This is a genomic window from Levilactobacillus yiduensis, assembly GCF_024718525.1.
GTDB lineage: Bacteria > Bacillota > Bacilli > Lactobacillales > Lactobacillaceae > Levilactobacillus > Levilactobacillus yiduensis.
The window spans coordinates 26,101-41,640 of sequence record NZ_JAMXAZ010000005.1 but is presented as its reverse complement, the minus strand read 5'-3'; the positions used below and the strand labels follow the sequence as shown (position 1 = coordinate 41,640).

Annotated in this window: 14 protein-coding genes and 1 other RNA gene; 5 read left to right on the top strand and 10 right to left on the bottom strand. The window is 52.3% G+C overall.

The window, feature by feature from the left end:
• Positions 1 to 48: 48 nt before the first annotated feature.
• The 3 genes from NGM66_RS04240 to NGM66_RS04230 all read right to left on the bottom strand — a co-directional run bounded on the left by NGM66_RS04240 (position 49) and on the right by NGM66_RS04230 (position 3,265).
• Entirely contained in the window at positions 49 to 243 is a 195-nt protein-coding gene (locus NGM66_RS04240) for a hypothetical protein (RefSeq protein ID WP_208909716.1), read from the bottom strand.
• 548 nt (positions 244 to 791) lie between these two features.
• Positions 792 to 2,129: an ammonium transporter gene (locus NGM66_RS04235; RefSeq protein WP_208909718.1), complete on the bottom strand. Its 1,338-nt coding sequence runs from the start codon at positions 2,127 to 2,129 to the stop codon at positions 792 to 794.
• 209 nt (positions 2,130 to 2,338) lie between these two features.
• On the bottom strand, positions 2,339 to 3,265 hold the full coding sequence (locus tag NGM66_RS04230; protein ID WP_208909720.1) for an AraC family transcriptional regulator: 927 nt from the start codon (positions 3,263 to 3,265) through the stop codon (positions 2,339 to 2,341).
• A gap of 127 nt (positions 3,266 to 3,392) precedes the next feature.
• Here NGM66_RS04230 and NGM66_RS04225 point away from each other — a divergent pair, with 127 nt between their 5' ends.
• The 3 genes from NGM66_RS04225 (at position 3,393) to NGM66_RS04215 (ending at position 7,408) form a co-directional block, all read left to right on the top strand.
• Positions 3,393 to 5,669: an ATP-binding cassette domain-containing protein gene (locus tag NGM66_RS04225; RefSeq protein WP_208909722.1), complete on the top strand. Its 2,277-nt coding sequence runs from the start codon at positions 3,393 to 3,395 to the stop codon at positions 5,667 to 5,669.
• Between the two features lie 14 nt (positions 5,670 to 5,683).
• Entirely contained in the window at positions 5,684 to 6,334 is a 651-nt protein-coding gene (locus NGM66_RS14335; RefSeq protein WP_208909724.1) for a sugar O-acetyltransferase, read from the top strand.
• Positions 6,335 to 6,553: 219 nt separating this feature from the next.
• Entirely contained in the window at positions 6,554 to 7,408 is an 855-nt protein-coding gene (locus NGM66_RS04215; protein WP_258115403.1) for an AraC family transcriptional regulator, read from the top strand.
• A 111-nt stretch (positions 7,409 to 7,519) separates the two neighbouring features.
• Here NGM66_RS04215 and NGM66_RS04210 read toward each other — a convergent pair whose 3' ends face one another.
• From NGM66_RS04210 to NGM66_RS04190, 5 genes are all read right to left on the bottom strand, one after another.
• Positions 7,520 to 7,909 (bottom strand): HIT family protein, encoded by a 390-nt coding sequence (locus NGM66_RS04210; RefSeq protein WP_208909728.1) that lies wholly within the window; start codon positions 7,907 to 7,909, stop codon positions 7,520 to 7,522.
• A gap of 4 nt (positions 7,910 to 7,913) precedes the next feature.
• The gene (locus NGM66_RS04205) at positions 7,914 to 9,056 is read right to left on the bottom strand and encodes a THUMP domain-containing class I SAM-dependent RNA methyltransferase (RefSeq protein WP_125576898.1); all 1,143 of its coding nucleotides are present in this window, start codon (positions 9,054 to 9,056) and stop codon (positions 7,914 to 7,916) included.
• Between the two features lie 218 nt (positions 9,057 to 9,274).
• Positions 9,275 to 9,654: RNase P RNA component class B (gene rnpB / locus NGM66_RS04200), an RNA gene on the bottom strand.
• A 19-nt stretch (positions 9,655 to 9,673) separates the two neighbouring features.
• The gene (gene gpsB / locus NGM66_RS04195; protein WP_125576897.1) at positions 9,674 to 10,027 is read right to left on the bottom strand and encodes a cell division regulator GpsB; all 354 of its coding nucleotides are present in this window, start codon (positions 10,025 to 10,027) and stop codon (positions 9,674 to 9,676) included.
• Between the two features lie 55 nt (positions 10,028 to 10,082).
• Positions 10,083 to 10,652 carry an SLOG family protein gene (locus NGM66_RS04190; RefSeq protein WP_208909730.1) on the bottom strand — a complete coding sequence of 190 codons (570 nt, stop codon included), beginning with the start codon at positions 10,650 to 10,652 and terminating at the stop codon, positions 10,083 to 10,085.
• Positions 10,653 to 10,927: 275 nt separating this feature from the next.
• Between NGM66_RS04190 and recU the strand changes: the two genes are divergently transcribed.
• Both recU and NGM66_RS04180 read left to right on the top strand, forming a co-directional pair.
• Complete coding sequence (recU, locus tag NGM66_RS04185; protein ID WP_208909732.1) at positions 10,928 to 11,530, top strand: Holliday junction resolvase RecU; 603 nt, start codon at positions 10,928 to 10,930, stop codon at positions 11,528 to 11,530.
• 45 nt (positions 11,531 to 11,575) lie between these two features.
• Positions 11,576 to 13,900, top strand: coding sequence for a transglycosylase domain-containing protein (locus tag NGM66_RS04180; RefSeq protein ID WP_208909734.1), 2,325 nt, complete (start codon positions 11,576 to 11,578; stop codon positions 13,898 to 13,900).
• Between the two features lie 66 nt (positions 13,901 to 13,966).
• Here the strand turns inward: NGM66_RS04180 and NGM66_RS04175 are convergent, their stop codons facing one another.
• Positions 13,967 to 14,587, bottom strand: a complete 621-nt coding sequence (locus NGM66_RS04175) for a histidine phosphatase family protein (protein WP_208909736.1) — start codon at positions 14,585 to 14,587, stop codon at positions 13,967 to 13,969.
• A gap of 13 nt (positions 14,588 to 14,600) precedes the next feature.
• The gene (locus tag NGM66_RS04170) at positions 14,601 to 15,539 is read right to left on the bottom strand and encodes a LacI family DNA-binding transcriptional regulator (RefSeq protein ID WP_208909738.1); all 939 of its coding nucleotides are present in this window, start codon (positions 15,537 to 15,539) and stop codon (positions 14,601 to 14,603) included.
• Between the last annotated feature and the right edge of the window lies 1 nt (position 15,540).

The window sequence follows — 15,540 nt, the reverse complement described above, 5'->3', positions numbered from 1 at the left end:
GTAAACCCCCGGACAACAAAAAAGACGGCTCACCGGCCGCCCGTTATTTTATGCTTCACGATTATTGTTTTTCGTCATCTTAGCAAAGATATCTTCAAGTCCGTAGCACGCCGCGCCCAGTGCGGCGAAGGCGATTGGAAAGCCAAACGCCCAAACTGGTGACTTCATCAACAGCAACACTAAACTCAGGCCACAAACGGCCAGTACGGCTAAGGCAATGACTGCCCAACGATCTTTTCTCATGATTCTTTCCCCCAAACTCTAAATCTAGTGTGTCCCCTAACACTCCTATAGTTTAGCAAGGTGCCGGGCAAACAGCAATCATCTGACCCAAACTTAAGAAAGAACTTAATCTTTTTGCTTTTCACTTAACTTTCTGCTGCTTAACAACTTAGTCGCCAATACACAAGCGGAGTCTGGCCGCAATTCAGCTATACGTTGAGGAAAAGCGCTCAGCTAACACCGTCGTCACAGCAGCTTCCACCTCTGGTTAAGTCGGTGCTCAACGACAGAGTAAATAGCAACGCTTATCTACATCTACATTAGTGATTCATCTACCATGCAGCCGTGAGTGAGCTAAATTTGGACTCAGCCGTGGGCGTTTTCAAGTGATTTGCTTGGAAACGGGCGTCTTCGAGACGTGATTTTCGGCTCGAAGCGAGGTTGAAGACCGCTCTTCGGCTTCGACCGGTCCTTCCCACAGCGTCACGGTCCAAATTTGGCGAACGGTAAGGCGGCCAGCCTGCACCATGTCGCCACGCACGACGAGACCCTGTAGACCTATTTGACCATCAGTGACTGCCAAGGTGGTTGGCTTGCGGATCCCGCAGGTGCTGCAGCTGACCCTTGAATTCCTGAGAATACCGTTCCTGATCCGGTTGAAAGGCCGTTAGCCGTTCGCTCAGTCCTACGGTGTAATCGACCTGTTCGCCGTGTTCGCCTTGATCCAGGCCCATGGCTTCTTCGGCCGCATCGACCCGCATTGGTGTCAACTGCCGCAAAATCAAGATCAGCGCGCTGCCCATCACGGCGACTAACACAATCGTGATGCCGGTAGCCAGGACCTGAACTCCCAGCAAATGCCAACCGCCGCCATACAGCAGGCCATTTTCACCGATGGTCGGGTTGACCGCCTTGGTCGCAAAGACTCCGGTCAAGATACTGCCGACGATTCCGCTGACACCGTGGCAACCAAAGGCATCCAGGGCATCGTCCACCCCTAATTTTGGCTTCAGAACCTGAATAAACCCGTAACTGGCCAACGTTGCCAGCGCACCAATCGCCACGGAACCCATGACCGTGACGTACCCGGCGGCCGGCGTGATGCCCACTAGTCCGCACAGCGTCCCGGTACAAACCCCGACCAGCGTTGGCTTCCCGGTCGTCCAAATATCCAGGAACATCCAGACGACCATCGCCGTGGCGGTCGCAACCGTACTGGTAATAGCGGCCTGTAAAGCAACGCCATTGACCGCCAGCGCACTGCCGGCATTAAAGCCGTACCAGCCGATCCACAGAATCGCGGTCCCTAACAAGACCCACGGTAGATTGTAGTGCTGCCCCGGATGGTCCTTGGCCAACCGCGGCCCTAACCAAGCAGATAGGATCAGTGCCGTGACCCCGGCGTTGATGTGCACCACAGTCCCGCCGGCAAAGTCCAGCACCCCCAGCTTGGCCAGTAAGCCCAAGGGACTCCAGACCAAGTGGACCATGGGGTAGTAGATGCATACGGACCAGGCAATTAAGAAGAGCAGGAGAAATTTGAACCGGATCCGACCGACCACCGCACCCACGAACAGCGCAGGCGTAATGATCGCAAACATCATTTGAAACAGGGAGTAGGCCCCCAGCGGGATGTGCGTCGCCGTTAAGCTGGCCCAATTGACCCCCGCCATGAAGACGTGCCGCAAGTCCCCCACGATGCCGCCAACGTTCCCCGAAAAGGCGAGCGAATAACCCAGGAAGACCCACAACAAAATGGCCACCCCGGTCATGATAAAGACCGACAGCATGGTGTTGACGACATTTTTCTCAGAGACCAGGCCCCCATAGAAAAAGGCCAGGCCAGGAGTCATAAATAGAACTAAAATACTGGCAATCAAAATGAAAGCCGTGTTCGCAAGATTCATCGACGCCACCCTCTTTGCTTTTTATGTGAGAAATCCTAACACGTTTTTTCAGAAAAGTCACGATGGCATTCCCGAGGGATGACGGTTAAATACAACGTTGAACGAACCAAATGGTTGAGGGGCAGGCGTTTTCATGAAAATATTAAGGTTTGTAAGCGATGTTAGATTTTCTCACATTTTAAGTCAAGCTACGAATCAAACCCAGGCCCTCAATGTTGTGAGTTCCCCTGAGCCATTTTCGCCTGGTATTGCCGGGGAGTCATTCCAAAACGTTCCCGAAACTTTCGTCCAAAGTAGCTGGCCGTTTTGAAACCACAGGAGACGGCAATATCCGCCAGCGTCCGTTGTGTATCCACCAGGAGCATGGTCGCCATTGACATCCGATAGTCGGTCACGTACTGCGTCGGTGTTTTATGTAACATCTTTTTAAAGATCCGAAAGCATTCTGCACGACTAATATGAGCCTGCTGGGCCAATTCATCAACCAAAATTTCTTGCCGATAATTCTCGTGCACAAACCGAATAATCAGTTTTAGTCGTTGATCCGACCTGGCTGTGCCAACTAGCTCAGCAGTCTCAGGATACGATTGGACCGCAATAATGAGGTTACGCCAAATATGCATGGCTAACTCTAGCCCCTGTAATTCATAAGTGATTCCATCTTCTGGAAGCGCACAAAGTTTTTGAATACTGGCGATAATCTCTCGCTTCTGTGGATTATTCAGCTTTAGGAACAAAAAGGACAGCCCTGATTGGGCAATTGATTCCAAGACTTGTTCACCGAAGGCATCAAACAATTTCAACTTAAAAATGGTCTTCGATAACACAAAACAGTCAATGACCGTATTAGCCGCCAAGGCCTTAGCGCTATGCAAAACATTCGCGTTAATGAAGATGCCTTCCCCTGGATGCAGTACCACGTCTTGCGAGCCATTCGGCCCTCCGTAAAGCGTATACCGCAAAATCCCCTGTGTGACGACACCAAATTCGTACTCTTCATGCCAGTGACAGTCCCATTCCCGTTGATAGTAGTCATCGAAGTGATCCACGCAAATCGATAAGGGGATAATATGATTATCATAGGTAATGTGTTCGCGCAAATCACTTTCTAGCTGAATCAATTTTTTCTGGGTCATAACATCCTCCTGAACGAACTTGATACGATAGTGACATTATTATACGCAAATGTAGCTTTTATTCCATTATTCATGTCACTATAATATCACATATTGACTTAACAAATCGCATAGGAGGCTAATCATCATGTCCATTCACTCGGAAGACCCCATCAACATCATCAATGCACACGAACACAATTTAAAAGACGTCACGCTCAGCATCCCCAAGAATCAAATCGTCGTCTTCACTGGTGTCTCCGGCTCCGGTAAAAGTTCATTGGTCTTTGACACCCTAGCCGTCGAGAGCCAGCGCCAATGGCAAGCATCCTACTCCCAATACATTCGTAACAAGATGCCCCACTATACGCGCCCCCAGGTCGATCAGATTCAAAATCTCACCCCAGCCATTGTTATTCGCCAGCGAGCCACGACACCTAGCGGACGTTCCACGGTCGGCACTATTGTGGATACCGCACCACTACTGCGACTGTTGTTCTCACGAATTGGTCGCCCCAGCGCTGGTGGCTCCATGGCTTATTCCTTAAACCATCCGGCAGGCATGTGCCCTGTTTGTACTGGACTGGGCAAACGGCAAAAACTAAATGCTGACAGCCTATTTGATACGACCAAGAGTCTAGCTGAGGGGGCCATCACCTTCTGCCAATTCAGCGCTGGTTGGCAAAGCACCCTTTATACCGACAATGGCATATTGGATCCTAACAAAAAGTTGCGTGACTTCACATCAGCCGAATGGCGATTTCTCCGTGACAGTCCGCAAGAAGGACGCAAGATTGAGATACGCTCGAACACTTCAGGACGCGTTGACCGGGTCGCCTATGAAGGCGTCATCCCCCGCTTCAAACGTCTGTACCTCAACCGTGACATCGGTAAACTCGCTAAAAAGCTCCGCACCGAAATTACCCAACATATCACGACTGTCCCTTGCACGGCCTGCCAAGGAACCGGGCTAAATGCCAAGGCTTTGGCCTCCAAAATCAACGACCATAATATCATCGACATGATGCGACTCACCGTTGAACAGCTATTGACCGTCTTGACTAATATCACTGACCCCCGTGGCATTTCTCTGGTCAACCAGTTGACCACCACGCTTCAGCGTATGGTCGACATTGGCATTGGCTATTTACCATTAGTCCGACCCGCTAACACCCTGTCTGGTGGTGAGTTACAACGGCTTAAAATCGTCCGCAACCTCGGTGGGAGTCTCAACAACATCACCTACATCTTCGATGAACCAACGACTGGTCTCCACCCCGCAGATATTCGTAAGATTGGGAACATGCTACAACAGTTGCGCGACGCCCATAACAACATTCTGGTCGTCGAACATGCCCCCCAGATTATGCGCATCGCCGATATGATTATCGATATTGGGCCATTAGCCGGTGACCACGGCGGTGAGATTAGCTACCAAGGGTCAGTCGCAAACATTCAACAGTTACCAACGCCAACCGGCCAGGCATTACATCGCCGACTCTCCGTGAACTCGACGCCGCTGCCGTGGCAGGATAACTACTTGGTAACCGATGCTCATCGGCACAACCTAAAGCACCTCAACGTCACGATTCCCAAGCATGTGCTGACTGCGGTAACCGGCGTTGCGGGCTCTGGAAAAAGTACGTTAATCAGCCAGGAATTTGTGGCTCAATACCCTGATACAATCACAATCAACCAACAGCCCATTGGCATATCTATTCGTTCAACCCCCGCGACGTATACGGGGGTCATGGATGATATCAGAAAGCTCTTCGGCCAAGCCAATGGCGTCTCGCCGTCATGGTTCAGTTTCAATGCCAAGGGCGCCTGCCCCGTCTGTCATGGTAAGGGCGTCATCAAATACGACATGGCTTTTGCCGACGCGGTTGAAGTTACCTGCGAAGCATGTCAAGGCCGCCGCTATAATCCCCAGGCACTCAGCTACCATTTTCAGGGTAAGACGATCGAACAGGTCTTAGATCTGACGATTGCCCAGGCTCTGGACTTTTTCAACACTCCGAAAATTACGGATAAATTGACTGGACTGGTCAATGTCGGTCTCGACTACCTCACGTTGGGCCAGCCAACCAGCACCCTGTCTGGCGGCGAGACCCAACGAATCAAAATTGCTGCTGAATTACAAAAACAAGGGGCCACTTACGTTTTGGATGAGCCCAGTGCGGGCCTTCATCCCCATGACGTTCAAGTCCTACTACGACTACTACGCCAATTGGTCGCCAACCAAAACACCGTCATCTTGATTGAACACAACCTAGACCTCATCAGTCAAGCCGATTGGGTCATTGACCTCGGTCCACACGGCGGTGAACGCGGTGGCTACCTAAATTTTGCGGGGACCCCCGCTGACTTATTAACTTGTCAGAATTCGTTAACTGCAAAATATCTGCGGTTAGCCACAAACTAAAGGAGCATTATGCCATGATCTCACAAGAAAAAATTGACCAATTCAAACAGCTTACTAACTCAGGCGACATCTATGCTAGTATGGACGACGAATTCATCACTTACCAACACACCCTCGTCCAAAAGATCTTAGACTTTAACAACACTGCCGAGACACCAGCTGGTCTCCAAACACGTGAACACTTGCTGCACGACATGGTTGGCACCTATGGCAAAGATCTTTATGTCATCCCACCAATTTACGCAAATTCCGGCTTGAGTAATGTTCATTTCGGCCAAAACGTCGTCATCAATTTCAACTGTAATTTCGTAGACGACGGCGATATTTACATTGGTGATGACTGCATGGTTGGACCCGGCGTGACGTTTGCCACAGCGCTACACCCGATTTCGCCTAAGTTACGCCGCCACAAGTTGCAGTTCAACCACCCCATCCGACTGGGCCAAAATGTCTGGATCGGTGCTAATGCCACGATTCTGCCTGGCGTCACCATTGGCGATAACGCTGTCGTGGGTGCTGGTAGTGTCGTGACCAAGGATGTGGCCGCCAACACGATTGTCATCGGTAATCCTGCCAGAAAGCTGCGTGACATTACCCCCGATGATGATGTCTTTTACGAAAAGGGTAAACGCGTTCCGCAAGCGATTCGGGAACGTTATTTATAAAAACGATATTTAGTGGACCTGAGACAATTTGTTTCAGGTCTTTTTAACTGTCAGCGTTTGCCAAGAGATTTTGCCACCTGCTCATCTTACCGCTGGTGTTGTACACTAAAAATACTAACAGAATTACTACCACTCTTTTCGACTAAATCTGGCCGTCAATTATCAAGTCTGGCGACGACTTATCGTATAGACTTGTTCTTGAAATGAAGGAGGATTCCCATGCAAACACTCAATAAACTCATCGACTACATCGAAGACCACCTGACAGATGACATCTCGTTTTCAGCTGTGGCCTATCAGCTTGGTCTATCAGAATACCATCTACGCCGGACCTTTTCTTTTATTGCTGGCATATCACTCCATGATTACGTCCGCAACCGACGATTGGCTGCAGCCAACGTTGACTTGGTCAATGGCCAAGCCGTCACCACCGTGGCCTTTAAGTACGGCTACCAATCTGTCGAAGGTTTCTCCCGAGCTTTTCGTGACTGGAGTGGCTATCTCCCGTCCGAAGCCCGTCAGAGTGGCATGCAGAAGACTTTTCCTAAACTTTCATTTCACCTTGAAATCAAAGGAGGCATTCCCATGAACTTCAGAATCGAACAGAAATCAGCTTTTAACCTGGTCGGCGTCACCAAACGCATCCCTATTCAGTTTTCCGGGCAAAACCCTGCCATCCAGAAGCTAGCACAAAGCATCACCCCACTGCAAAGGACCCACATGCACACGCTAGGTGATCTCTACCCCCATCAAGTGTTAAACGCGTCTTACGCCTTTGACGACGCCCGATTAGCCGAACAAGGTCGGCTTACCCAGCTGATTGGCTTTGCCACCACTCAGGAAAATCCCTACGCTGACTTGACCCAGTTGGCGGTTCCCAGTCACACCTGGGCCATCTTCCCTAATCAGGGACCTTTCCCGCAACGACTCCAAGAGACCTGGGGCCGTATTTACAGCGAGTGGTTACCTGCCTCCAGGTACAAGTTGGTTGATGCGCCCGAAATTTCTTTTTCTCAGTTCGGTAGTGTTGATGTCAAAAGCGAAATATGGATTGCTGTGGCGTCTAGATCGTAACAATCTAGCCTACAAAAGTTACAGTACCCTAAAACATGAGGTATTTATTCAAAAGAGTGACCAACCATCATTAGGATTAACAATGGTTGGTCACTCTTGTTTCGTTTATACTTATTTTCGCTTCGAACCTAACCGCCGTACCGCTCGCGGAATCATCTTGCGAATCCCACCGCGCGGATCCTTGACATCCCCAACATACCGAGGAATCAAATGGATATGGGCGTGCATCACGGTCTGCCCAGCCGCCGCCTCGACGTTGATGCCGATGTTGTAGCCAGCCGGCGCGAATTTTTCATCCAGCAATGCCTTGGCTTGAAACGTCAGGTCATCCATGGCCTGGCGTGTGGTCGCCGGCACATCGAAGTACGTGGCGTAGTGCTGCTTGGGCACGATCAGTAGATGACCCCTCCGCACGGGATGAATATCCCAAAAGGCCTTGGCCAGGTCATTTTCCAGCACAATCTCAGTTTTTTGACAAAAAATGCAATCCGCTTCGATCATTGGCTTAGTCCCGGTGCCGCGGTTGACGCTTAGCCCAGAACTGGAAGTAATCCGTCCGTAGCGCCCCGTTGTAAAGTTTCCGCGTCTTGGTGGCCTTTTGACCGTAGAAGTGTTCGAATTCCAAGTCGGCGGTCAAAATGTACTTCGACCAGTCCGTCAGTGGCTTAAAGACTTGGCCCATCTGCTTGTAGAGTTCCCGGACAGACGCCTGGTCACTCAACCGTTCCCCGTATGGTGGGTTGGCGACGATGACCCCGTGCTTCAGGTCCGTCTTGAAGTCTTGCACAGCCAGTTGACTGAAGGTCACGTCTTGGGACAAGCCGGCCTCTTGGGCGTTACGCTTGGCAATGGCGACCATGTTCTCGTCAATATCGGTCCCGAAGATCTGAAGTGGCGTATCGTAGTCGGCCTTGGCGTCGGCTTCGTCACGTAACTTGTCGCTGAGTTCTTGGGGAACCCAATCCCAGCTTTCACAGGTGAAATCACGGTTGAAGCCGGGAGCCAGGTTACGGCCGATCATGGCAGCTTCGATAGGAATCGTCCCGGACCCACACACGGGATCCCAGAACGGCATGTCCTTGTGCCAACTGGTCAGGGCAATCAGGGCGGCCGCCATATTTTCCTTCAACGGCGCGCCCCCCTTGCCGACCCGGTAGCCCCGTTTGAAGAGGCTAGACCCGGTCGTGTCCAGCGTCAGCATCACGTGGTCCTTGTCGATCATGACTTCTAGCGGGTACGTGGCCCCGGTCTCGGGCATCCGCGTCCGCCGGTGATAAACGGCCGCAAGCTTGGTGGCCACGGCCTTTTTCACGATGGCTTGGGCGTCGGGCACACTATGCAATTGCGACTTCTTGGAGCGCCCTTCAACGGGGAACGCCGCATCCATTGGCAACAGCTCATCCCAGGCCACGGCCTTGGTGGCTTCAAACAGCTCATCAAAGGTCACGGCGTCAAATTCGGCCACGATGATCCGCACCCGGTCGGCCGTCCGCAGCCACAGGTTGGCTCGCAACACGTCTTCAATCGTGCCGTCAAAGCGCACCCGGCCATTTTCAACCTGGGTCTCGTACCCGAGGTCGCGTAATTCACGGCCGGCAATGGCTTCGATACCACTGGCAGTCGCTGCGTATAAATGAAATTTCTTCATGTAAGTTGTTCTCCTTTAATTCGGATCTTTTCTTAATCAGGTCAGTTAACTTTCTACTTAGCCTATTTTACCATCTTATCTGGCCACCTGATACCACTCTGACGAAATAGTTCTGGATTTGCTGGTAGCACAACGACGCGACCAGCAAGTGACCACATCAAAATTTGGGCACAAAAAAAGGCGGGAGCAAGCTCCCACCCACCTGACATGGTGTAAATCCCTGTAAGCCATGTTTTGTACCACCCAGCCGTTTCAGGCAAACGACTGACTGGCAGTAATCATCTATCTCGAGAGTTTCCTCTCCCCCCACATTTCGTTCATTTCCATATGTGAAGCGCCCCTACCAAAAGTTTGGGTTGCCCGCTCGAGGGGTTTACCGCGTTCCACCGCCTAAGTTTCCTTAGACGTATCGTCACTGTGGCACTTTTCAGGGATACTAGGGCATAGCCGAAGCCGTAGCCGTGTTTTCCCGCCGTAACGCTATTGCTAACGTCCCCCGGCTTATTTTTTCACCGAGCACGAACACTACAGACATCTCAGTCTGTGCGAGCATGGACTTTCCTCAGCCGACTTAAGCCGACCGCGATTACTCAGGATTTACACCAGTCTTTATAATTCTACAAACGATGTGACTCGTTTGGATCATTATCTAATTGTGAACCGAAAACGTGCCGTTCCAGATTGGAGAGCCGCTTCAAAATGTCCATGTTGGTGACACTTGAAGTTGCTTGGCTGGTTGTGGTGGCAGCGGGTTGACTGGCGCCAACTTGTACTTGACGTGTCAATTCGTCGACCTTCGCCAACAACCGTTCGTTTTCGTCTTGAAGCCGTTGATTCTCCTTTACAAAAGTGTCATAGTCCTTGATGACGTTGTCCAAGAAGCTATCAACGTCGTCAGGATCATAACCGCGCATCTTTTGGCGGAATTGCTTTTGTAAAATTTCTTTAGGAGTGAAATTAACGTTTTCCATCGATCATTACACCTCGTTATCGTAATCAAACCGGCGATATCTATAATACCAGTTTTTATTCCATTTGGGAACCATTATTTAAATTTTCTTGATATTCGTTGGCACTTTCTTGTAACCAGTCCATATCAATCAGGGTCAACGGGTACGCGTGCTGCTCACCAAAACGCTGAATGGCGCGGTAATCGTACTGCGGTTTCCCTTCATGTTCTAAATCATAAACCATTACGGCCTCATCTGTATGGGTCAGCATAAATTCTTGATAGTTTCTTAACTGTTGGGGCCCATGATAAGGTTGTTCACTAACGGATTGGTGAAAATCCACTCGGCTAGCCAGTTGGGCGTACAAACCACGGTTGGTCTCGTTCCAATTGCTGCCAAATTCCGCAAATGGCGTCATCACCGCAATTTTTAATTCCGGGTAGTCGGCCTTTAGATCCAGCCCCACTTCGGCGGCCCACTGTTCCGTACCCAGTTGACCACCGGTAATGAGCCAGTCCGTGCCGTTTTCAATCTTATTGATCAGTAACTGCTTCAACGTTGCCTTGATCACCAGGAGTTTCGGGTCTTGACTGCCGAAAATCCCCAGCTCATAACTGCGGTAACCCGTCAACCATAACCGACTCATGTCACTCCCCCTTTAAGTGTACCTTACTAGTGTAGCGAAAAAAAACGCGCGACGCAATTAAATTCCCGTTAAATTCGGGGAATTTGACCATTTATAGACCAGTTAGAGTTTTTATTTCCGGGTCAGCTTGGTATAATATCAATAACTGGGCCACCAGACCGTTCAGCCCGTTGGCGGTGGCAGTCGCCGCAAGCCGTGGTTCCTAGGCTGACGCGACTAGCAACAGGTCAACGCGACTGAACGGATGTTTTTCAGGCAAGGAGTGTGAGGAGTCAATGACTATTCGGTATCCCAATGGGAATGCCTATCAAGCACCAGCAACACCAACGGGGCCCAAGTTTCCCAGTACCTACACCAACTATGGCAAACGGGGAATGACGTTGGAAGAGGAACTGAACGAAAGCAATACCTACTATGAAGTTACCGGGCAAGCCGTCGTTCACAAGAAGCCGACCCCCATCAAGATCGTGAAGGTCGACTACCCCAAGCGTAGCGCCGCCGTGATCAAGGAAGCCTACTTCAGTACCGCCTCGACCACCGATTACAACGGTGTTTACCAGGGGCACTACCTTGATTTTGACGCCAAGGAGACCCGGAACAAATCCGCGTTTCCCCTCAAGAACTTTCATCAACACCAGATCGACCACATGCGGGCCTGTTCCGCGCAAGGCGGAATTTGTTTTGCCATTATTAAATTTGTCACTCGCCAAGAAGTCTTCTTGTACCGAGCGACGGACCTGTATGCCTTCTGGGATGCGCAACAAGCCGGTGGTCGCAAATCCATCCCCTACGCCGATATTGCGGCTAAAGGGATTCTCATCACCGCGGAGCTTCAGCTGCCCATCCCCTATCTCAAAGCCGTGGATCAACTGCTCTAGGGTCCCTAAAACAGCCGAACACGTTAAAACGCAAAGGAGATTACCATGTCTAGTAACAATCAAACCCGGGAGACTCGTATGAGCCGCAACGCCGAGCGTACACCCAGTGGGCCGCAAAAGCCGCACACGGGTTGGCGGACTTTCCGCCGTATTTTGTTTGTCTTCGTCGCCATCATCGTCTTAGGCCTTTTGGCCGGCGCGGGCCTGTTCTTCTTCTACGCCCAAAGCGCCCCGAAGATTACCGCCGGCGCCCTATCCAGTGACACTTCTACGCGGGTCTACGATGCCAACGGTCGGGTGATTTCACGACTGGGCGCACAGAACCGGAATTACGTGAAGAATAAGAACATTCCGGATACCTTGAAAAAGGCCGTTGTGTCCACCGAAGACCGTCGTTTCTACAAGAACAACGGGGTCGACCCGATTCGGATCATGGGTGCGGCTTTTGCCAACGTCACCGGCTCTTCGCTGGGGATGCAAGGTGGGAGTACCCTGACCCAACAACTGGTCAAGCTGTCCGTCTTCTCGACGGCGGCCTCCGATCGAACCTTGAAGCGTAAGGCCCAAGAGGCTTGGTTAGCCCTCAAGGTCGATCACGACTACTCCAAGAATCAGATTTTGGAATACTACATCAACAAGGTCTACATGGGCAACGGGGTCTACGGCATGCAGACGGCCGCGCAATACTACTACGGCAAGACGCTCAAGCACCTGGACCTGGCACAATTGGCGCTCCTGGCCGGGATGCCACAATCGCCTACCAACTATGACCCAACGACCTACCCTGCATTAGCGAAGAAACGCCGAGACCTGGTCTTAGAGGCCATGGCCAAGAACAACGTCATCACATCGGCTCAGGCCCAACAGGCCGAAGCCACCAGCATCAGTGCCGGCTTGACCAAGAGCCACAAGTCGACCAGCACCAATCCCAAGACCACCAAGGTGATCGACGCCTACCTCAAGCAGGTTTACGCCGAGTTGAAGTCTAAGGGCTACAACACCACGACCGGTGGCCTGAAGGTCTACACCAACCTCGATATGGGCGCCCAAAAACGCCTGTACGATATCGTTAACGGCTACGGCTACGTGAACTTCCCGTCCGATAATTTCCAAGTTGGCTCGACCATCGTGAACCCCAACAACGGTCAAGTCGTTGCCATGATTGGTGGCCGTAAGACCGGGAACGTGACCTTTGGGTTGAACCGTGCCGTACAAACGGACCGGTCGAGTGCCTCAACGGCCAAGCCTTTGATGGACTACGGTCCGGCCATCGAGCACCTCTACTACCCAACTTACGAGCCCGTCAAGGATACGGCCTTCACCTACCCCGGCACGGACAAGAACCTCTACGACTGGGACCGTCGCTACCAAGGAACCATCACCATGCGCAAGGCTCTAGTTGAATCACGGAACATCCCCGCCGTCCGGACGTTACAAAATGTCGGGATCAAACGGGCCACGTCCTTCTTGAAGGGCCTGGGGATGACGTTTGACAAGACGCTGACCCTGCAAAACGGGATCGGCCTGTACATCTCCTCCGAACAAGAAGCAGCGGCCTATGCGGCATTTGCTAACGGTGGGACCTACTACAAGCCGTACCTGGTCTCCAAAGTCGTGACCCAAGACGGGAAGGCCCACAAGTACAGTGCGACTGGTAAACGAGCCATGTCCGCGGCTACGGCCTTCATGTTGACGGATATGATGAAGGGCGTCATGACCAACGAAAACGGGTCTGGACGTTCAGCGGCCATTTCCGGCCTGTATCAAGCCGGAAAGACCGGGACGGACTCCTACCCTGACGATTACGCCGATAAGGTCCCAGACGGCGCAACCATGGACTCCTGGTTCACGGGTTACACCAAGAACTACGCCATCTCCGTTTGGACCGGTTATGACAAGCAGTTCCAGACCGGCCACTACGTCAGTGAGACGCAAACGACCATTGCCCAAGAGATCTACAAGTACGAAATGTCCTACCTGGCTAGCAAGTCCACGAACACCGATTGGACGGCACCAAGTACGGTCACCGAAACTACACAAAATGGGACTAAGGAGTACTACATCACGGGTCACGCTGGCACGGTCGCCGATACCACGGCAACGAGTCAATATGGTTCGACTAACACCACGAGTTCTTCGGCCTACAGTAGCAACAACCAGGTCACGACCAACTCCAACACCACGCAAGCTAGCTCCTCGACGACGGAATCCAGCACCAGCAAGGAATCCTCTAGCACCGAGCAGACGCCGGGTGGTGGCACGGGTGATGACGATGACAACACGACGAGCAATTCCACATCGACCACGCAGTCCTCGTCAGCGTCGACAACCACGCAAAAGACCGCTGATAAGAGCAGTAATAGTAATTAATTAAGTGCATACGAAACGTGCCCCAGTACCGGTCGATCGACCTGGTGCTGGGGCACGTTTTTTAACTTAGCTTTCAGGTTTCACGGCCCAGGCATCAACTGTAAACTGTTGGCCATCCTGCGTCGTCATGACCGTGACGCTCGCGGTTGCCAGCAGGCCATCTTGCCGAATGGCGTCAAGCGGCGTCCCGCGTAACGTCTCCAACAGACTCGTCAGTAGTAGTCCGTGACTGGCGACTAAGATGTTGGCCGTCGTGGATTGCTCCCGGATGATCTGACGCAGCGCCTGCCGCCCGCGGGCCACCGCGTCAGCGTAGCTCTCAGCGTGTAGCCGCGAACCGGAAAAGCGCGCGGGATGGTCAAAATAATCGGCGTATTCCGGTTCGTTCACGTGACTGGCAATGGGCGTGCCGTCCCAGTCTCCCAGTACCATTTCCCGTAGAAAGGGCGTGACGGTTACGGGTGGCACCGGATGCGTATTCTCCGTCAAAATCAGCTGGGCCGTCGTCTGTGCCCGCTGCTGGGGTGACACGTACGCCGCATCAAAGGTCACTTGCTTGAGATACTGGCCCAGGCGTTGGGCAGATTGGCGCCCAGCCGGCGTCAACGGTGAATCGACCCCGCCGCCATTGAAGGTATTGGCCTGATTATTTTGGGTTGCGCCGTGTCTTACAAAGTAGAATTTCATTTTTAATTGCTCCCTATCGTAAAATCAGTTCTGCCGCAACCGGGACGTGGGTCACCTGCCGACTAGCAGCCAGGTGAAAGGCCGCCGCCCCGACCTGCTGAAAATGGTGATCGATGGTTGGCAGTCCCAACAAGCGACCAGACAATTGATTCTCCTGGCCCATTAGCGGTGGGACCGCTAACTGGTGATCCAGGTAAAATTGCCGAATGCCCGTCGCAATGTCATCGCCGTTACTAAAGATAAAGTCCGGCTGACTGGCCTGCGCCGCCCACGTTTGCGCCGCTTGGTAGCCGTCCGCAAACGTCGTGACACCCAGCGCCACCAGGTCCGGATCCGGGGCATGGCCAAAAATAGTGGCGTAAGTGGCCAACGTCAGCCGGGTGGTCGCGCTCAATTTATCCGAACGGCTGAGGGTCAGCCCAATGTGGTGGTAGCCTTGTGTTTGAATCCAGCGAAAAGCCGCCTGATAAGCCGCCGTTCGTTGCGAATACGCTGCGGCCAAGGGATAATCCCCGGGGTCTTCGCAACAGATGATGGGGCCGTATTTTTGGGCGGCGGCGAGTTCCGCTAACGGGATGGCGCGCGAGGTAAAGATCAACGCATCAAAGGCCTTGCGGTGGAGCTGTTCCAGGTAACCGCGTTCGAGGTCGGCGTCGTACTTGGACTGTAACAGGACCACGTTGTAATCCGCCGCAAAGGCCGCCGTGAGAATGCCGTTGAACACCTGAGTGAAGTACGGGTGATTGAGGTGCGGGACCACTACACCCACGTTGACGGTCCGGCCCTGACTCAAATCACGAGCAATATCATTGGGCACATAGTCCAACTGGGCAATCACCGCTTGAATCTTGGCCGCAGCCGCCGCAGAAACGTACCCACTGTGATTGATGGCGCGTGAAACGGTCGCTGGTGAGTAGCCAGCCAGTCGCGCCACATCCTTGATTGTCGTCATG